Here is a 17,668-nt window from a genome sequence, read left to right as displayed (position 1 = left end):
GTCGATGCGGCAGGCCGGGCCCGGGCAGGGCGTCGGGTCGGACGCCGACCGGGCCCATCCCACGACCGACGACCCGGTGGCCGCCGCGCTGAGCGAGCGGATCGGCGGGCCGGTCGGCACCCGCGCCGGACGCCATCCGTGGTGGACCCCGGTGCGGGTCGTGCTCGCCCTCACCGCGATCGTGCTGGCGCTCGGCATGGTGCAGAAGAGCAACTGCTACCAGGACACCTGGCAGGACGGGCAGGCCCGCTACACCCACATGTGCTACTCCGACCTGCCCTACCTCTACACCGGGCGCGGGTTCGCGGAGCTGAACTGGCCCTACAGCGACGACGCCCAGGTGCGCGCCCGCTACGAGGTGATGGAGTACCCCGTCGGCATCTCGTACTGGGCCTGGGGCGCCGCCCACGTCACGCACTGGCTCAACGGCTCGCCGGACCTCTCACCCCGCTACGGCCAGTCGGTCGGCGACATGTCGGCGCGGCCCGAGGAGCACCGGGAGATGCGGATCTTCGTGATCGTCAACGCCCTCGGCTTCGCGGTGCTGACCCTGCTCGCTGCGTGGTTGCTGGCCGGGGTGAACCCGCGGCGGCCATGGGATGCGGCGGCCTTCGCGCTCTCGCCCGCGCTGCTGCTGACCGGACTCGTGAACTGGGACCTGCTCGCCGTGGTGCTGGTGGCGGGTGCCCTGTGGGCCTGGGCCCGGGACCGGCCGGTGCTCACCGGCGTGCTGATCGGGCTGGGTACGGCGGTCAAGCTGTACCCGCTCTTCCTGCTCGGCGGGCTGTTGGTGATCTGCGTGCGCCGGCGACGGCCACGCACGCTCGTCCACGCCACGCTCGCCGCGGCAGGGTCGTGGGTGCTGGCCAACCTGCCGGCGTACCTCTCCGGCCCGGAGGAGTGGAAGGTCTTCTGGTCCTTCAACTCCGAGCGCGGGGCCGATCTGGGCTCGATCTGGCTGGTCGTCCAGCAGGCGCTGGACAAGGCCGGCGACCCGTTCGCGTTCGACCCGCACACGATCAACGTCGGGTCGTGGCTGTTCTTCGGGCTGTGGTGCACGGGCGTGCTGCTGCTCGGGCTGGCCGCGCCGTCGACGCCCCGGCTGGCGCAGCTGGGCTTCCTCGTGGTGGCGGGCTTCCTGCTGGTCAACAAGGTCTACTCACCGCAGTACGTCCTGTGGCTGCTGCCGCTGGCGGTGCTGGCCCGGCCCCGCTGGCGCGACCTGCTGATCTGGCAGGCCGGCGAGGTCCTCTACTTTGCGGCCGTGTGGTGGTACCTCGGTGGGTTCCTGGCCCCCGCCGCCGGCGGCGACGCGGGCTTCTACTGGGCTGCGATCCTGCTGCGCCTGGCCGTCGAGCTGTACCTCGTGGCCGTCGTGGTCCGCGACATCTGGGTGCCGCGGCACGACCCGGTCCGGGCGACGTCGTACCGGCCGGTGGTCGGTCCGCCGGTGACCGGTTCGGCCGGGCTGCCAGTTTCATCGGCCGGCCGATGAAACTCGAGCCTGGACGACGCAACTGCATCGTCCAGGCACGACCTTTGTCGGCCGGCCGACGAAACGCGCGGCTCGCTCGGCGGGCTCAGCTGACGACGACGCGGTCGAACGCGGTGGCGGTGTAGCGCACCCGCACGTCGACCTGGTCGCCGACCGAGGGGACCCGGGCGCCGTGGGGCAGGAACAGCATCGACGCCTGCATGTGCGGCGGCTCGGCGAACAGCCGCAGCTTGCCGTCGATCGAGAACGGCGAGCGCACGAACCCGGCCGCGTCGAGGCCGCCCCGCGCCAGGGTGGCGGCGCGGGCGCGCAGGCCGGCGTCACCCGTCGGCGCCTCGAGGCCGATGCCGTGGGCGGTGCCGCCGCTGACCACGAGGATGTGGCCGGCCTTCGGTGCGGTCCGGTGCCGGTAGCCGAAGGCGTCGCCGCGCTCGACCGGGTGCACGTCCAGGACCGTCGCGGTCACCCGCAGCGCTCCCCGGTCGCCGAGCCAGAGGTCGGTGCCGACCCGCGGCCGGAAGGTGAAGTCGGGGTACGACGCGCGCAGCGCGGCGAGGTCGTCGGCGGAGAGGTGGCTGACCCACACCGTGTCCAGCGGCAGCTCGGTCGCGACCACGTCGTTCATCAGCCGCTGCACCTCCGAGAGGTGCGCGCCGTGGGCGAGCGGCAGGTGCAGCGCGACGCCGCGCACCCGGGCCTTCGGGTGGTCGGCCAGGATCCGCGGTGTGCTCCACAGCTCGCGGGCGGTCATGCCGTGGCGCAGCATGCTGGTGGCCCGCTCGAGCACGACCCGGGCGTCGGGCTGGCGGGCGAGCAGGTCGCCGAGGTCCCCGGGCCGGCTGACGGTGTGGACCACCCGGGCGGCGAGGGCAGCGTCCAGCTCGACCGCCGGGCCGAACGGCCGCCACGGGGTGAGCACCAGCAGGTCGCCGGCGTACCGGCTCGCGACCTCGGGCAGCTCGTCGTACGTCCCCACCGCCAAGACGTCGACACCCAGCCACTGGGCCTTGCGGGCCAGCCGACCGAGCGTGAAGCCGTAGCCGTTGCCCTTCGCGACCGGGACCAGCCCCGGAGTCGCGTCGGCGACGGTGCGCAGGTGGGCGCGCCAGCGCTCGCCGTCGACGCTCAGCGTGAGGCTCACGTCGCGGTCACCCCCGGCGCTTCAGGTAGAGCGCGAACGCCGCGTAGAGCGCGCGGTTGAGCGGCAGGTCCCACTCGCCGACGTACTCGACGGCCTCACCGCCGGTGCCGACCTTGAACTGGATCAGCCCGAGGTGCGGGTCGTCGGCGGCGAGGGTGTCGGTGATGCCGCGCAGGTCGTAGACGTCCGCCCCGGCCGCGATCGCGTGGCGGATCATCTGCCACTGGATCGCGTTGGAGCCGCGCACCTCGCGCTTCTCCGTCGAGGAGGCGCCGTAGGAGTACCAGGCGTGGGCGCCGACCCGGATGCCGATGGTGGCGGCGACCAGCGTGCCCTCGTGGTGGGCGCTGTAGATCCGGATCCGGTCGGGGTCCTCGCCGCCGAGCGCGTCGAGCATGGTGCGGAAGTAGGACAGCGGCCGCGGCGTGAAGTGGTCGCGCTCGGCGGTGTGCACGTAGAGGTCGTGGAACGCCGCGAGCTCCTCGCCGGGAACGTCGGTGGAGGTGACCTCGACCCCCTCCTTCGCGGCCTTCTTGATGTTGCGCCGCCACAGCTGGTTCATCCCGGCGAGCACGTCCTCCTCGGTGCGGCCGGCCAGCGGGACCTGGAAGACGTACTGCGGCTGGCCGGCGGCGAACCCCCCCTCGACGGCCTGCGGACGCCAGCCCAGCTCGGTCAGCTGGGAGGTGACCCGCGCCCCGGAGTGGGTGCGCTCGGTTGGCGGCAGGTCGCCGAGCCGGCGTACGGCGTCGTCGGCGATGCCGTCCTTGATCGTGGCGGCGTCCCACCGGCGGGTCACCACGGGCGGGCCCATCCGCACGCCGAACACGCCGCGCGCGCCGAGGTGGGCGGCCATCGGCTCGAGCCACTCGCGCAGGTCGTCGGCCTCCCAGTCGATGACCGGGCCCTCGGGGAGGTAGGCGAGGTACCGCTTGACCTTCGGCAGCTGCCGGTAGAGCACCAGCGCGGCGCCGACCAGCTCGTCGCCACGGAACCAGCCGATCGACTCGCGTCGCCACTCCGCCTTGACCCGGCCCCAGGCGGGGGTCTGCAGGAAGCTCGCGGAGCGCCGGCTGCGGAGGAGCGCGAGGTGGTCGCTCTCGGGGATCTCGCGGACGCTCAGCACCCGGGCCACGCTACCGAACGCCGCACCCCCCACAGCCAGGTACCCGTCCGGGCCATGGCGCCCGGTGGCCCGCACGCGCCACCATGTCCCGGAACAGGTACAGACCAGGTATCTGCGCGCGTCTCCCCGACTCCTGGGAGGCGTGATCATCACCGAGCGACTGGCCGGGCGACCGGGCGGACGACACAGGGGAGCGACACGAGCGATGACCGGCATCGGGGCCGTGCGGCCGGTGGGCCCGGCCGATGAGGTGTGGGAGCGCGCGACCGACGGGTTCAACCGCTGGGTCGCGGGGGAGCCGGGCGGTCTGGACGACCTGGTGGCGGTGATGACACCGGTGCTGTGGCACGTGGTCCGCTCCTACCGCCTCTCGGAGTCCGCCGCCGAGGACGTCATCCAGACGGCCTGGCTGGCGCTGGTACGCCGCCGGGCGGCGATCCTCGACGCGAAGGCGGTCGGCGGCTGGCTGACCACCACCGCGCGCCGCGAGGCCTGGCGGGTCGCGCAGGCGGCGTCCGCGGCGATGCCCGCGGACGACGAGGACCTGGCGCCGCTGCTGCCGCGGCAGCGCTCGGCCGAGGACGCCGTGGTTCAGCGCGACGAGGGCGACCGGCTGTGGGCCGCCGTCGACCGGCTGCCCGAGCGGTGCCGCCGGCTGCTGCGGATCGTCGCGTTCGAGAACCGGCCCGACTACCGCGAGCTGGCGGCCGACCTGGACATGCCGGTGGGGAGCATCGGCCCCACCCGGGGCCGGTGCCTGGCGAAGCTGCGGGTGGCATTGGTGCAGAACGGCGCCACTGGAACGGGGGAGTACTGATGAGCGAGCTGAGCCGCGAGGACCTGCTGGGGATCGTGCGGGACGTGTGGGAGCAGCGCGACCCGGTGCCCGAGCACCTGGTCCCCGCGATGCAGGCGGCGGCCGCGATGGCCGCGACCGACCTGGACGTCGAGCTGATGGAGCTCGTCGAGCGGTCCACCGAGCTGGCCGGGGCGCGCGGGTCGACGGCGTACACGCTGCGGTTCGTCCACGACGACACCGACCTGCTGCTTCGCGTCGCGGTCGACGGTGATCGCTCCCGCGTCGACGGCTGGGTGGTCCCACCGGAGCCGATGACGGTGCGGGCGCTGCCGGGCGAGCTGCCGGCCCCCTACGCCGCGGTCGTCACCGAATCGGGACGCTTCGAGCTCACCGATCTGCCGCTCGGGCTGCTCCGGCTGAGGCTCGAGCCCCACGACACCACCCGCCCGGCGTTCGCCACGCCGACGTTCGAGATCTAGGAGCCCCTCCGTCATGGAGCAACAGCCCGAGCAGAAGCCCCCCACCCGTCCGCGGCCCAAGCCGCTCGACCGCGACCCGGCTCCGCCGCATCCGTCCTCGATCGCGGCGGTCGAGGGTCGGGTGCTCGACCCGGCCACGGCGATCACCGTCAAGGGCGTGACCCCGCGGCCGACGGTGTACGTCGGCCCGCGCCTGGTGATCTCGAAGTCCGTGGACTTCGAGGGCGCGCTCGCGGTGCTGCGCGCCGTCGCCGAGCCGCTGGGCTGGGACGTCGTCCCCGAGCGCGAGGACCCGCGCACGGCGAACCTGAAGTTCGGCGTGCGCCCCGTGCGGATCGAGATCGGCTCCCGGCACGCCACGATCGCCCCCGACGGCTGGACGCTGCTCCAGCAGACCCGCGCCCAGTTCGGGGTCGCCGCGGTCAAGGGCGTCGGTCTCGACCACGTCGTCTACACCTCGCCGTTCGACGTGAGCCATCCCTTCGACGTGAGCCACCCGTTCGACGTGAGCCACCCCTTCGACGTGAGCCACCCGTTCGACGTCAGCCACCCCGCGGGCGGCGCGTCGGGTCCCGTGGCGACGTACGCCGTGCCGGGCAGCGGCGGGCGCCAGCCCGTGGCCTACGTGGGGCCGGCGCCACGGCGCACGCCTGAGGACCAGCTGAGCGGGCGCCGGCCGGTCGTCGCGATCCTCGACACCGGGTGCGGGGCCCACGACTGGCTCGACCCGGTGGTCCGGAAGGGCGTGCAGCTCGACGGCGTGGACATCGGCTACACCGACCCCGCGGACGATCCCGAGCTGCACGGCGACCTCGCCGGTCAGCTCGACGGGATGATCGACCCCCTCTCCGGGCACGGCACGTTCATCGCTGGGCTGGTGCACCAGGCGTGCCCGGACGCGGAGATCCTGTCGTGGCGCGTCGTGCCGTCGGTCGGGCCCCTGGTCGAGTCGGACTGGATCACTGCGCTCGCCCAGGTCGCCGAGCTGGCGCGGCGCTTCCGTGCCGGCGAGGACGGCGGGGTGCCCATCGACGTGCTCAGCCTCTCGATGGGCTACTACCACGAGACGCCGGAGGACGAGCTGTTCGACCCCACCCTGTACGCGATCCTGGAGGACCTGGCTCGCAACGGCACGGTCGTCGTGTGCTCGGCGGGCAACGACGCCACGAGCCGGCCCTCGTTCCCCGCGGCGTTCGCCCCATGGGTGGACGGCTCCGGTCCGGTCCCGACCACTCCTGGCTGCCTCCCCATCGTCTCGGTGGGTGCCTTGAACCCGAACGGCGTCACCGACGCGCTGTTCAGCAACGCCGGCCCATGGGTCCGCGCGTTTGCCCCGGGAGCGGCCGTGATGAGCACCTTCCCGGCGTTCGAGGGAGGTCTGCAGCCGGTCGCCCGGACCGTCGCCTTCGGGCGGCGGCGGGAGTCGATCGACCCCGACGACTTCCGTGGTGGGTTCGGGGTGTGGAGCGGCACGTCCTTCGCGGCGCCGCTGCTCGCGGGCTGCTTCGCCGTGGCGCTGGCCCGCGAGATCGGCGACGGCGACGACGTGACCACCGCCGTCGAGCGTGGCTGGCGCGCGGTGGAGTCACTGACGGGAGTCACGCCATGATGGGCGGGTGCTGACTGCCGACGAGCTCCGCCGCAGGGGCGTCGCCGCGATCAACGACGGCCGGATCGTCCGCGCCCGCACACTGCTGGAGCGTGCGCTCGAGCGCACGGCCGAGGACGACGTCCTCGCCCGGACCGAGGCGAGTCTGGCCTACGTCACCGCCGACCAGGGGGCGCCCGACGCCGCGCTGGAGCTGTGCCGGCGCGCGCTCGGGCGTCGTGGCCTCACTGCGGAGACTCGTGGGGTGGTCGAGGCGCAGCACGCGCTCCTGCTGATGCGCCAGGGCGAGGTCGCCGGTGCGCTGGGGGCCTTCGCCTCCGCCGTGGAGTGTCTCCGCGCGGTGCCCGACGAGCTCGCCAAGGTCTTCATCAACCGCGGCGGGGTCCACCTGCAGGTGGGAGACTCCCAGGCAGCGGCCGGTGACTTCGAGCTCGCGGTCGAGCAGTTCGGCCTGGCGGGCGACGAGCTCAACGCCGCGAAGGCCAAGCACAACCTGGGCTACGCGAGCCTCCTCTCCGGTGATCTCGTCGGGGCGCTGTCGGCCATGTCCGACGCCTACTCGGTCATCGCCCCCGTGAGCCCGGTGCTTCGGGCGATCTGCGAGCAGGACCGAGCGGAGGTCCTCCTGGCGGCGGGACTGGTCGACGAGGGTGTCGAGCTCCTCGAGTCGGCGGCGCGCACCTACGGTGCCCGCCGCCTGCGCCGCCGTCAGGCCGAGGCCGAGCTCGCCCTCGCCCGCAGGATGCAGTGGCGCGACTCCGTGCGGGCCGACTCCTGGGCTCGCGCCGCGGCGGGACGGTTCGACCGCCTGGGAGCGCACTCCTGGCGCGCGCGGGCCGACGCGGTCGCGGCAGCGGTGGCCCGGCCGGACAGGACGCCCCCGCCTGAGCGCATCGGCTCCCTGGCGGCCGAGCTGGACGCGCAGGGCTTCAGCTGGGCGAGCCTCGAGGTCCGCCTCCACGGCGTGCGGGCGCTCCTCAGGGACGATCCGGAACGGGCGCGCGCGGCGATGCCACAGAGCCGGCGTGCCAGGCGCGGACCGCTCGAGACACGGCTGCTCGACCTCGACGTCCGTGCCGAGCTCGCGGTCGCGCGCGGCCGTCAGGTCGATGCCTTCCGGCACCTGCGCGCCGGACTGGTCGACCTGCACGCGTGGCAGAGCTCGTTCGGGTCCCTGGACCTGCAGACCGGGGTGGCCGGGCTCGGGCTGCGGCTCGCGGCCCGCGGGCTCGCGCTCGCCGTCGAGTCCGGGAAGCCCGAGGTGCTCCTCGAGTGGTCCGAACGGGCGCGGATGCTGGCCAGCCGCGTGCAGCCGGTGCGCGCGCCCGAGGACCAGCAGATCGTCGCGGACCTGACCGAGCTGCGCGAGATGGCGGCCGAGGGCGGCCGGCGCGACCCCGAGCGGGAGGCGGAGCTGCGCCAGCGGATCCGTGAGCGGGCCTGGCAGCACCGTGGGTCGGGTGCGGTGGCCGACCCCGTCACGCTGCCCGATCTGCAGGCCGCGTTGTCGATCGACAGCGCGTTGGTGGCGTACGTCGTCGCGGCCGACCGCGTGGTCGCGCTGGTCGTGACCACCGATGCAGCTACCTGGGTCGACCTCGGCGAGCGGACGCGGATCGACGCGCTCCTCGGCGGGCTGCTGCCCGACCTGGACGTCGCGGCCTCGGAGCTGCCCGACGCGATGGCAGGGTTCGTCCGCACCGCCCTCGCCGGGCGGCTGGACTCGCTCGCCGCCATGCTCGTGACACCTGTCCTCGAGGCAGTCGGCGACCGCGCCGTCGTGCTGACGCCGTCGGGCGTCCTCGCCGGTGTGCCGTGGACGCTGCTGCCGGGGTTCGTCGGCCGCCCGGTCACGGTCGCGCAGTCGGCGACGTCGTGGCTGGGGCGCCGGGCGACGCCGCTGCGGCTCGGGTCGGCCGGCTTCGTCGCTGGTCCGCGCGTGGCCCGGGCCGAGGAGGAGGTGATCGCGACGGCCAAGGAGTGGAAGGACGCCCGCGTGCTCACCGGCGCGGACGCGACCGCCGCCGCGGTGTCCGAGCTGGCCGCCGGCGTCGACGTGCTGCACGTCGCGGCCCACGGCCGACACGCCGCGGAGAACGCCATGTTCTCGGGTCTCCAGCTCGCGGACGGGCCGTGGTTCGGCTACGACATCGACCAGCTGCGGCAGGTGCCCGACGTGGTGCTGCTGTCCGCCTGCGAGGTCGGCCGCTCGACGGTCCGCTGGGGCGACGAGCTGATCGGCATGGCGACCGCGTGGCTGCACGCCGGCTCCCGATGTGTGATCGCGTCGGCGGCCGCGGTCAACGACCGGGCGGCGTACGACGTGCTCGTCGCCGTCCACCAGCAGCTGGCCGCCGGCGTGGACCCCGCTGCCGCCCTGGCCGCGGCGGTGCCGGCCGTCACGGCCGACACCGCCCCGGTGCCGCTGGTCTGCTTCGGCTGACCGCCTCGCGGGTCGTGTGCCCCAGACCGCGCCATAGCGCGTGCTGAGGCACACAACCCTGCCAAGCCGGCCGCGCCCGTATCAGGACGGTTGCGGTCCGCTCCTCAACGGCACCAGCCGACGAGGAGGGCATCATGGCGAGTCGCACCACGGAGCGCATCGATCGGCACGTCGTCGAGGACCCCCGCGCGGGAGACGTGCTGCGGGTCCCGGCCGGGTCCCGCTTGCACGTCCGGTTCCGCCGCACGCTCAGCAGCTGGCGGGTCGAGGAGCGGCCCGGTCACCTCGTGTCGCTCGAGGAGGGCGCCCACGGGTTCGAGTTCCTCGTGTTCGGTACGCCGGATCCCGTCGCGCGACCGCTCCGCCTGGTGCGTGAGCGTGCGGACCGCACCGGGCCCGGCGAGGTGCGCGACCTGTTCGTGATGGTCGGCTGAGGGATCGCGCCGGACCGGAGCGGCTACAGCGAGAAGTGGGCCGGGGCGAGGCTGCGCAACACGCAGAACTCGTTGCCCTCCGGGTCGAGCATCACGACCCAGGTCGAGTCCGCCGGCGCGAGCTCGGTGCGCCCGGCACCGAGTGCCTCGAGCCGGGCCACCTCGGTGTCGCGGTCGGTGTCGACCGGCGAGAGGTCGAGGTGGAGGCGGTTCTTGACCACCTTCTCCTCGGGCACCCGCGCGAAGAAGATCGTCGGGGCGACCGGGCCGGAGCGGACCTCGGCGAGCAGCTCTTCGTCGGCGCGCCTCGCCGGGCCGATCTCCACGAGGTCGGGCTCCTCGTCGAGCACCACGTAGTCGAGCGCGGCCGCCCAGAACCGCGCCAGCGCGGCCGGGTCGGCGCAGTCGACGCTGAGCTCGGTGATCCGGGAGGTCATCCGATCCGCTCCGCGAGCCAGGCGGCGTCGGCGCGGTGCTCGGCCGGGCCGCCGGGGGTCTCCAGGACCACCGGGGCACCGGCGTCACGGACGACCGCGGCGAGCAGGTCGGGGTCGACCTGGCCGGCGCCGAGGCTCGCGTGCCGGTCGGCGCCGGAGTCGAACGCGTCGCGGCTGTCGTTGCAGTGCACCAGGTCGATCCGGCCGGTGATCCGGCGTACGTCGTCGACCACCGTCTCCAGGGAGTTGCCGCCCGCGTGGGCGTGGCAGGTGTCGAGGCAGAACCCGACCAGGTCGGCCTGCTCGGCCGAGCTGATCGCGTCCCACACCCGGCCGATCCGCTCGAGGTAGCGGGTCATCGCGTTGTCGCCGCCGGCGGTGTTCTCGATGAGCAGGGGCAGCTTGAGGTCGACCGCCTCGATCGCCTTGCGCCAGTTGTCGAATCCCTTCTCGGGGTCGTCGTCCTTGTTCACGTGTCCGCCGTGCACGATCAGCCCGCGGGCGCCGATCGAGGCGGCCGCGTCGACGTGCTGCTGGAGCAGCTTGCGGCTCGGGATCCGGATCCGGTTGTTGGTGGTCGCGACGTTCACGATGTACGGCGCGTGCACGTAGAGCCCGACCCCCGCGGCCTCGGCGTCGGCCTTGAGCGCCTCGGCCCCGCCGGCGTACCGGAACTCGGGGCCCTGGTATCCCTGCGGGTCGCCCAGGAAGAACTGCACGTGGGGCATCTCCCGCGCCCGGGCCTCGGCGATCGGGTCGGCCTGGTCGACGTGGGCTCCGATGGCGATGCTTCCCGTGGCGCTCATGCGCCCCACCCTAGGGCGCTGGTCCGACGGGCCGGGGCGTCGGCGCAGGCCCGGCCGCAGCGGCGAGGAGTGCCCGGGAGAGCGCGGGCCCAGGGACGCTCGGGACTGCCGAGTAGGGTGGCGCCGTGCTGCTGTTCCTGGCCCCCGTGCGTGAGGTCGCCGCCGACGGCCGGCTGCACCGGGTCGGCGGGGGTACGCCGTCCTCGTGACCACCGCACCCCTGGTGCTGCTCGCGATCGCGGCGGTGCTGCTGGTCGTGGGCCTGGCCTCGCTGTGGCGGGCCCGCCAGGAGGGTCGTCGGCGCTGGCGTCAGGACAGGAGCAGGTAGACCGCCACCGCGCACAGCCCGATCACGGCGGCGAAGCAGGCGATCGCGACGTCGGTCGAGCGGCCGGCCGGGGCGAAGGACGCGGGCGGGTCGGCCAGCCGGTCGGGCACGTGCGGCCACGGCCGGTCGGGCGGCACCGCGATCCGCCGCAGCCGCTCCAGCGCCGCCGCCGCGGTCGGTGGCCGCAGGTCCGGGTCGGGGTCGGTCATCGCGTCGACCAGCGGTCCGAGCGCACCGAGCAGCTGCGCCGGCGCCCCGCGGCCGGCGGGCCGACCGGTGAGCAGCTCCGCGGCGACCACGCCGGCGGCGTACACGTCCTGGCGAGGGTCGGGCGCCGCGCCCGCGGCCTGCTCCGGGGCCATGTAGCCGTCGGTGCCGACCGCGCCCGGCGCGCGGGTGAGCCGGACGTCCTCGAGCGGGACCGCCACACCGAAGTCGCCGAGCCGCACGAACGGACGGCCGGACCCGGTCGGCTCGAGCAGCAGGTTGGCCGGCTTGACGTCGCGGTGCACGACCCCGGCCGCGTGCACGGCGGCCAGCGCCTGGAGGGTCTGGTCCAGCAGGAGCGCGACGTACGACGCGGGCAGCGGGCCGTGCTCGGCCAGCAGCGTCTCCAGCGAGCCCCCGCGGACCAGGTCCATCGTGAACACGACCTGGTGGTCCTCGGCCGCCCACCCGGTGGGCGCGACCACGTGCGGGTGGCTGATCCGCACCGACAGCTCGCGCACGAACCGCAGCAGCGCGGTGCTGTCGTGGGCGCCGAGCACCTTGGCGGCCACGACCTCGCCGGTGCGCAGGTCTCGGGCTCGCCACACCGAGCCCATGCCGCCGGCCCCGACCTGGTCGAGCAGCAGGTAGCGGCCGGCCAGTGGGCCGGCGAGCGGAGGCGTCGTCGCACGGGGCATCGGCGTGCTCCTACCCGCCCCGGCGCATTCTCAGACCTACCGTCCCCAGGGGCTGCCTCCCGCTGGCCGTCGGTTTCCCCGGGTACCCGGGGAAGTTGCCACTTCTGGCCCGAAGTTTCGGCCCAACAGTTCCGGTTTCCCCGGTGAACCGGGGAAACCGTCACCCCCGGGGAGCCGGCCTGCCCAGGCGAGCCGTCGCCGGTTGGGGCGAGCGGGCCGACCGCTGCTAGCCTGGGGCGTTCTCTGTGCGCACCCACCGACGGGAGCGGCGCCGAGACGAGCAACAGAGCAACACCAACGCAAAGCCCTCCTGCCACGGAGAGTCCGTGGCCGCATGAGTCCAGAGGAGGTGGAGACCGCTGTGCGTGCCTATGAAGTGATGGTCATCCTCGACCCCAGCCTCGAAGAGCGAACCGTCGAGCCGTCGCTCGACAAGTACCTGAACGTCATCCGGAAGGATGGCGGCACCGTCGAGTCCGTCGACGTGTGGGGCCGGCGTCGCCTGGCCTACGAGGTCAAGAAGAACGCCGAGGGCATCTACGCCGTCATCAAGCTGAACGCCGAGCCCGCCACGGTCAAGGAGTTCGACCGGCAGCTCACCCTCAACGAGTCGATCATCCGCACGAAGGTCATGCGTCCCGACGCCCACTGAGGGCTCGAGACGGCGTCCTGTGGACGACCACTTCCCCCTGTCGGCGGCTGCCGCCACGATGGGCCCACGTGGTCGGCCGACCGCGGACCGACTCTGATCAGAACCGAACGCTAGGGAGAACCGCATGGCAGGCGAGACCGTCATCACGGTGGTCGGCAACCTCGTCGACGACCCGGAGCTGCGCTTCACCCCCTCGGGGGCGGCCGTGGCCAACTTCCGGATCGCGTCGACGCCGCGCACCTTCGACCGCCAGACCAACGAGTGGAAGGACGGCGACGCGCTGTTCCTCTCCTGCTCGGTCTGGCGCCAGGCCGCGGAGAACGTCGCCGAGTCCCTGCAGCGCGGCATGCGTGTCGTCGTGCAGGGCCGCCTGAAGTCCCGCACCTACGAGACCCGCGAGGGCGAGAAGCGCACCGTCTTCGAGATCGAGGTCGAGGAGGTCGGCCCGTCGCTGAAGTACGCCACCGCCAAGGTCACCCGCACCACCCGTCAGGGCGGTGGGGGCGGCTACTCCGGCGGTGGCGGTGGCGGCGGTCAGGCCCCGAGCGGGGACGACCCGTGGGCCACGCCTGCGCCTCAGCAGGGCGGGCAGTCCCAGGGCGGCGGGTACGCCGGCGGGGGCGGCCAGTCCGCCCCGGCCAACGACCCGTGGGGCGCTCCCGGGGTCGGCTCGGACGAGCCGCCGTTCTGATCACCAACCCAACCGAACACCCTCAACCATTCCGGCGCAGTACCCACTCTGGGCCGGGCTTCTAGAAAGGAAGCACCACAATGGCCAAGGCAGTGATTCGCAAGCCCAAGAAGAAGGTTTGCCAGTTCTGCAAGGAGAAGGCGACCGGTGTCGACTACAAGGACACCGCCCTGCTCCGCAAGTTCATCTCCGACCGCGGCAAGATCCGCGCCCGTCGGGTGACCGGCAACTGCGTCCAGCACCAGCGCGACGTGGCCATCGCGGTCAAGAACGCCCGCGAGGTCGCCCTGCTGCCCTACACCTCCACCGGTCGCTGAGAGGAGCCGAGAACATGAAGCTCATCCTGACCCAGGAGGTCACCGGCCTCGGTGCCCCCGGCGACGTCGTCGAGGTGAAGGACGGCTACGGCCGCAACTACCTCGTGCCCCGTGGCCTGGCCATGCGCTGGACCCGCGGCGGCGAGAAGACGGTCGACTCGATCAAGGCCGCCCGCGCCTCGCGCGCGGTGCGTGACCACGACCACGCGGAGCAGATCAAGACCAAGCTCGAGGCCCAGCCGGTCGCCGTCAAGGTGCGCGCCGGTGCCGGCGGTCGCCTGTTCGGCGCCGTCACGGTCACCGAGATCGCCGGCGCCCTCGCCGACGCCTCGGGCGAGCAGGTCGACAAGCGCACGATCGTGGTCACCAACCCGATCAAGTCGCTCGGCGCCCACGAGGTGTCGGTCAAGCTGCACGACGAGGTGTCCGCCGTGGTGGCCCTCAACGTGATCCCGGCCTGACCGGTCGCCGATCGGTCGCCACAGCAGCGCTGAACCAAGGCTGAACCAGCGCAGCGGCAAGTTCCACCGACAGGGCCCGCACCTCCCCCGGGGGTGCGGGCCCTGTCGTGTCCGGGTGTCCGATCGCCGGCGAGGGTCAGCGGGCCATCACGGCGTCGACGCGCACCAGCCGGTCGCGCGAGGCGACCCGGATCTGCAGCGGCCCGGCCAGCAGGCCGGAGAGCTCGTCGCGGACCTGGTAGATCTTCAGCCGCTGGGCGTCCTGCGAGGCGAGGTCGACCCGCGTCCACGCCCCCTGGCCGACCCGGATGTCGACCTTGCCGAGCTTGGGGCCGGCGGGCGCCAGCAGCCGGATCGCCCGGATGTTGCGGACCGGCAGGCTGAGCGTCGCGCCGTACGCCGTGGCCTGGAGGTAGTCGCCCGCGAACGCGCCCGCGCTGCGCACCCGGCGCCAGTCACCGCTCGAGGACGGGGTGGCGTCGTCGGTGGTGAGGTTGCGCGGCACGAAGAACTGCTGGGCGAACGGCGTCGGGTCGACGTTGCCGGCCGGGTCCACCGACGCGGCCGTGAAGCGGTGCATCCCCGCAGCGAGCCGGCGCAGCGTGGTGAGCCCGTCGGTGCAGGCGACCGTCCGGTCGTCGAGGCGGCACCGGTACGTCGGCACCTCGTCGGGCCCACCCTCGTTGCTCTGCAGCCGGATCTGCACCTTGGGCGTGGTCACCATCGGTGCGTCCTGGCGGTCCTGGTCGTAGTAGTTCGTGCGCAGGAACCCGAACGTGCTGGGCGCGGTCGCATCGGCGCGGAAGACCAGCTCGGCCGGCGTCTGGTCGACGTCGGGCAGGTCGGCCGGCGCAGCGAAGAACGGGTCGGTGGTGATGTCGTGGGCGTTGTCGGGTCGGTCGACCGCGCGCACCCGGAAGGTGTACGGCGTGGCCGAGCGCTCCTCGAGCTTGTCGTAGCTCACCGGCGAGGTGCACGCGTCCCACCGCGTCGGTGCGATCGCGCTGTTGAAGAACTGGCACTGGTAGTCGATCGGGTCCGTGTCGCCACCCGGGCCCGCATCGGTGTGCGCGCCGGTGAAGGCGATCGTCACCGCGGTCGACGCGACCCAGCCGCGGGTCACGGCCGGCGTGGCTGCGCCGAGCGTGGTTGCGGGCGGGACGGTGTCGTCGCACGCAGCGCCGGTCGGCAGGCCGAAGACGGGGTCGGTGGGCTGGACCTCGCTGGTGCACGGGTCGGCGGCGTCCGCCTGCGCGGGTGGCGCGACGAGCGGCAGCGTGGCCGCGGCGAGGACGGCCGCGAAGGCGGCGGCGACGCGTCGCGTCGAGAGGTGGCGCATGGATCCCTCCGTACGTGCTCGGTGCTCCCGTCCCACCCAACGCCCGCGGCACCCGCGGGCTACGAGGAGACACGCCTCACGTCGGAGCGGTCTGGTCCACCTCGGGCAGCGCCCACGGTCGGAAGGAGTAGCGGAACAGCAGCACGATCACCAGCAGCAGGACCACGGACGCGCCGGCGGCCATCGCGGCCAGCAGCCCGGCCTGCTGGGCGCCGAGGACCACGGTGGGCGCGAGCGCGGCTGCGATCGTCAGCGCGGCGGCGGTGCGCAGCCAGCGCGCCCGCCCGGGCTCGGTGACCGCGGCCTGGGCGAGCGCCCGGCAGAGCACGGCGACGAAGCCGAGCTGCGGCAGGTTCGCCGCCCAGAGCAGCGACTCGTCGGTGCGCTCGAGGCCGTCGGCGAGGTCGGGGAACCAGAGCACGATGCTCATCAGCAGGGCGAGGAAGCCGAGGGTGCTCAGCGCCGGGCGGTGCGGGAGGCTCGCGGGCAGCTGGCCCAGGCCCTGGAGCACCAGCAGCCAGCCGACCGGATCGGGCAGGACGTCGTACCCGCCGCCGATCCGCGCCGCGATCGCGATGATCACCAGGCCCATGGCGATCGACTGGAGCGGCTTCACGCCGCACACCCTACGGTCGGGGCCGGTCGGCGGGTGGTCCGGTCAGCGCCCGGTGACCAGCCAGGCGTCGCCGCGGGCGCGGTGCCCGAGCACCACCAGCCGGGCGCCCATGAACACCGCGGCGAAGCAGACCCAGACGGCGACCAGCCCGGCCGAGGCGGCCGCGAGCAGCAGGGCGACCGGCGCGTAGACGACCAGGGTGACGAGCCCGGCGCGGGCCAGGTAGACGCCGTCCCCGGCGCCGATGAGCACCCCGTCGAGGACGAACACCACGCCGGCGACCGGCTGACCGAGCGCGGCGACCAGGAGGACGGGCACCAGCAGGTCGCGCACCTCACCGTCGCCGGTGAACAGGGCGCCGAGTACCGGGCTCGCGGCCGCGAGCAGCAGCCCGGTGGCCACCCCGCTGAGCGCGCCCCAGCGGACCATCCGGGCGGTGGTCTCGCGCACCGCGGCCACGTCCCCCGCGCCGAGGGCCCGGCCGGTGAGCGCCTGCGCGGCGATGGCGATGGCGTCGAGCACGAACGCCAGGAACGTCCAGAGGGTCATCGCCAGCTGGTGGGTGGCCAGGTCCACCTCCTGCTCCCGGGCGCCGGTCGCGGCCAGGGTCACGACGTACGTCGTGAGCAGCAGCGCAGCGCGCAGCGTGAGGGTGCGCACGACGAGCGGGACGCCGGCACGCCCCGCCGCGCGGATCCCGGGCAGGTCGGGACGCAGCGAGGCGCCCTGGGCGCGGGCGGCCCGGGCGACCACGACGAGGAAGGCGGCCGCGCTCGCCACCTGGGCGATCACCGAGCCGAGCGCCGAGCCGGCGATGCCCATCCCGGCGGGGTAGACGAGCAGCAGGTTGAGCACCACATTGAGGACGTTGCCGCCGACCGCGACCACGAGCGGGGTGCGGGTGTCCTGCAGGCCCCGGAGCACGCCGGTGGCGGCGAGCATCAGCAGCAGGGGGGTGGTGCCGAGGAACGCGATCCGCAGGTACGTCGCCGCGGGCTCGGTGACCGACTCCGAGGCGCCGAACAGGTGGACGAGCGGGTCGGCGAGCAGCACCCCGAGGACGGTGACGACCGCGCCGATCCCGACGGCCAGCCACAGGCCGTCGACGCCCTGGGTGAGCGCGCCCCGCAGGTCCCCGGCGCCCAGACGCCGCGCCACCCCGGCCGTGGTGCCGTAGGCGAGGAAGACGCACAGGCCGATCGCGGTCTGCAGCACGGCGGCCGCGATGCCGAGACCGGCCAGCGGCGCGGTGCCGAGGTGGCCCACGATGGCCGCGTCGGCGAGCAGGAACAGCGGCTCGGAGACGAGCGCGAGGAACGCCGGGACCGCGAGCCGCAGGATCTCCCGGTCCCGCTCCCGGGCCGGGCCGCGGTCCCGGCCGCGGTCTCGGACGCGCCGCCGCGAGCAAAGGGAACCGGTCATGGCGCCGGCCTAGTCATGGTAAGGGCCACCAGGCCATCGCTCTCCCAACCGGACTAGTTATCAACACCTGTGGATGACCTCTGGATAACCTGCTCCGGGCGCTATGTCGACAAACCGCCCCGGGTCGCCGGCCGGTGGCCACCCGGTGAACGAGAAATATGTCTCGAG

Annotated in this window: 19 protein-coding genes; 11 read left to right on the top strand and 8 right to left on the bottom strand. The window is 73.8% G+C overall.

Features of this window, described 5'->3' with window-relative positions; translation table 11 throughout:
* The first annotated feature begins 4 nt into the window (after positions 1 to 4).
* The gene (locus NOCA_RS25125; protein ID WP_011758098.1) at positions 5 to 1,495 is read left to right on the top strand and encodes a glycosyltransferase family 87 protein; all 1,491 of its coding nucleotides are present in this window, start codon (positions 5 to 7) and stop codon (positions 1,493 to 1,495) included.
* 85 nt (positions 1,496 to 1,580) lie between these two features.
* Here the strand turns inward: NOCA_RS25125 and NOCA_RS25120 are convergent, their stop codons facing one another.
* Both NOCA_RS25120 and NOCA_RS25115 read right to left on the bottom strand, forming a co-directional pair.
* Complete coding sequence (locus NOCA_RS25120) at positions 1,581 to 2,636, bottom strand: alanine racemase (protein WP_011758097.1); 1,056 nt, start codon at positions 2,634 to 2,636, stop codon at positions 1,581 to 1,583.
* 7 nt (positions 2,637 to 2,643) lie between these two features.
* The gene (locus NOCA_RS25115) at positions 2,644 to 3,762 is read right to left on the bottom strand and encodes a peptidoglycan bridge formation glycyltransferase FemA/FemB family protein (protein ID WP_041548359.1); all 1,119 of its coding nucleotides are present in this window, start codon (positions 3,760 to 3,762) and stop codon (positions 2,644 to 2,646) included.
* 205 nt (positions 3,763 to 3,967) lie between these two features.
* On the opposite strand from NOCA_RS25115, the gene NOCA_RS25110 reads away from it, so the two are divergent.
* The 5 genes from NOCA_RS25110 (at position 3,968) to NOCA_RS25090 (ending at position 9,526) form a co-directional block, all read left to right on the top strand.
* The gene (locus NOCA_RS25110) at positions 3,968 to 4,579 is read left to right on the top strand and encodes an RNA polymerase sigma factor (RefSeq protein ID WP_011758095.1); all 612 of its coding nucleotides are present in this window, start codon (positions 3,968 to 3,970) and stop codon (positions 4,577 to 4,579) included.
* Positions 4,579 to 5,040, top strand: a complete 462-nt coding sequence (locus NOCA_RS25105) for a hypothetical protein (protein WP_011758094.1) — start codon at positions 4,579 to 4,581, stop codon at positions 5,038 to 5,040. Before NOCA_RS25110 ends, NOCA_RS25105 begins: the two co-directional genes overlap by 1 nt.
* A 13-nt stretch (positions 5,041 to 5,053) precedes the next feature.
* Positions 5,054 to 6,649 (top strand): S8 family peptidase, encoded by a 1,596-nt coding sequence (locus NOCA_RS25100; RefSeq protein WP_011758093.1) that lies wholly within the window; start codon positions 5,054 to 5,056, stop codon positions 6,647 to 6,649.
* Between the two features lie 7 nt (positions 6,650 to 6,656).
* Positions 6,657 to 9,092 (top strand): CHAT domain-containing protein, encoded by a 2,436-nt coding sequence (locus NOCA_RS25095; protein ID WP_011758092.1) that lies wholly within the window; start codon positions 6,657 to 6,659, stop codon positions 9,090 to 9,092.
* A 134-nt stretch (positions 9,093 to 9,226) separates the two neighbouring features.
* A complete protein-coding gene (locus tag NOCA_RS25090) occupies positions 9,227 to 9,526 on the top strand; it encodes a hypothetical protein (protein WP_011758091.1) in 300 nt (99 codons plus the stop codon).
* A gap of 23 nt (positions 9,527 to 9,549) precedes the next feature.
* Here the strand turns inward: NOCA_RS25090 and NOCA_RS25085 are convergent, their stop codons facing one another.
* Positions 9,550 to 9,963 (bottom strand): VOC family protein, encoded by a 414-nt coding sequence (locus NOCA_RS25085; protein WP_011758090.1) that lies wholly within the window; start codon positions 9,961 to 9,963, stop codon positions 9,550 to 9,552.
* The gene (locus tag NOCA_RS25080) at positions 9,960 to 10,769 is read right to left on the bottom strand and encodes a deoxyribonuclease IV (protein ID WP_011758089.1); all 810 of its coding nucleotides are present in this window, start codon (positions 10,767 to 10,769) and stop codon (positions 9,960 to 9,962) included. The genes NOCA_RS25085 and NOCA_RS25080 overlap by 4 nt, the downstream gene beginning before the upstream one ends.
* Before the next feature lie 205 nt (positions 10,770 to 10,974).
* On the opposite strand from NOCA_RS25080, the gene NOCA_RS28550 reads away from it, so the two are divergent.
* Positions 10,975 to 11,097, top strand: coding sequence for a hypothetical protein (locus NOCA_RS28550; RefSeq protein ID WP_274378267.1), 123 nt, complete (start codon positions 10,975 to 10,977; stop codon positions 11,095 to 11,097).
* On the opposite strand, the gene NOCA_RS25075 is transcribed toward NOCA_RS28550, so the two are convergent.
* Entirely contained in the window at positions 11,079 to 12,002 is a 924-nt protein-coding gene (locus tag NOCA_RS25075) for a serine/threonine-protein kinase (RefSeq protein ID WP_011758088.1), read from the bottom strand. The two genes, NOCA_RS28550 and NOCA_RS25075, sit on opposite strands and share 19 nt — an antisense overlap.
* A 361-nt stretch (positions 12,003 to 12,363) precedes the next feature.
* Between NOCA_RS25075 and rpsF the strand changes: the two genes are divergently transcribed.
* The 4 genes from rpsF (at position 12,364) to rplI (ending at position 14,123) form a co-directional block, all read left to right on the top strand.
* Positions 12,364 to 12,654: a 30S ribosomal protein S6 gene (gene rpsF / locus NOCA_RS25070; RefSeq protein WP_011758087.1), complete on the top strand. Its 291-nt coding sequence runs from the start codon at positions 12,364 to 12,366 to the stop codon at positions 12,652 to 12,654.
* 124 nt (positions 12,655 to 12,778) lie between these two features.
* Positions 12,779 to 13,345 (top strand): single-stranded DNA-binding protein, encoded by a 567-nt coding sequence (locus tag NOCA_RS25065; RefSeq protein ID WP_011758086.1) that lies wholly within the window; start codon positions 12,779 to 12,781, stop codon positions 13,343 to 13,345.
* A gap of 80 nt (positions 13,346 to 13,425) precedes the next feature.
* A complete protein-coding gene (rpsR, locus tag NOCA_RS25060) occupies positions 13,426 to 13,662 on the top strand; it encodes a 30S ribosomal protein S18 (RefSeq protein ID WP_011758085.1) in 237 nt (78 codons plus the stop codon).
* A 14-nt stretch (positions 13,663 to 13,676) separates the two neighbouring features.
* Positions 13,677 to 14,123: a 50S ribosomal protein L9 gene (gene rplI, locus NOCA_RS25055; RefSeq protein WP_011758084.1), complete on the top strand. Its 447-nt coding sequence runs from the start codon at positions 13,677 to 13,679 to the stop codon at positions 14,121 to 14,123.
* A 136-nt stretch (positions 14,124 to 14,259) separates the two neighbouring features.
* On the opposite strand, the gene NOCA_RS25050 is transcribed toward rplI, so the two are convergent.
* From NOCA_RS25050 to NOCA_RS25040, 3 genes are all read right to left on the bottom strand, one after another.
* Entirely contained in the window at positions 14,260 to 15,462 is a 1,203-nt protein-coding gene (locus NOCA_RS25050) for a hypothetical protein (RefSeq protein ID WP_011758083.1), read from the bottom strand.
* Between the two features lie 76 nt (positions 15,463 to 15,538).
* A complete protein-coding gene (locus NOCA_RS25045) occupies positions 15,539 to 16,078 on the bottom strand; it encodes a hypothetical protein (protein ID WP_011758082.1) in 540 nt (179 codons plus the stop codon).
* Positions 16,079 to 16,120: 42 nt separating this feature from the next.
* On the bottom strand, positions 16,121 to 17,500 hold the full coding sequence (locus NOCA_RS25040) for an MATE family efflux transporter (RefSeq protein ID WP_011758081.1): 1,380 nt from the start codon (positions 17,498 to 17,500) through the stop codon (positions 16,121 to 16,123).
* Positions 17,501 to 17,668 lie beyond the last annotated feature (168 nt).

It is taken from the genome of Nocardioides sp. JS614 (assembly GCF_000015265.1).
Classification (GTDB): Bacteria; Actinomycetota; Actinomycetes; order Propionibacteriales; family Nocardioidaceae; genus Nocardioides.
The sequence above is the reverse complement of the archived record's forward strand: the minus strand, read 5'-3'. Positions and strand labels throughout refer to the sequence as shown.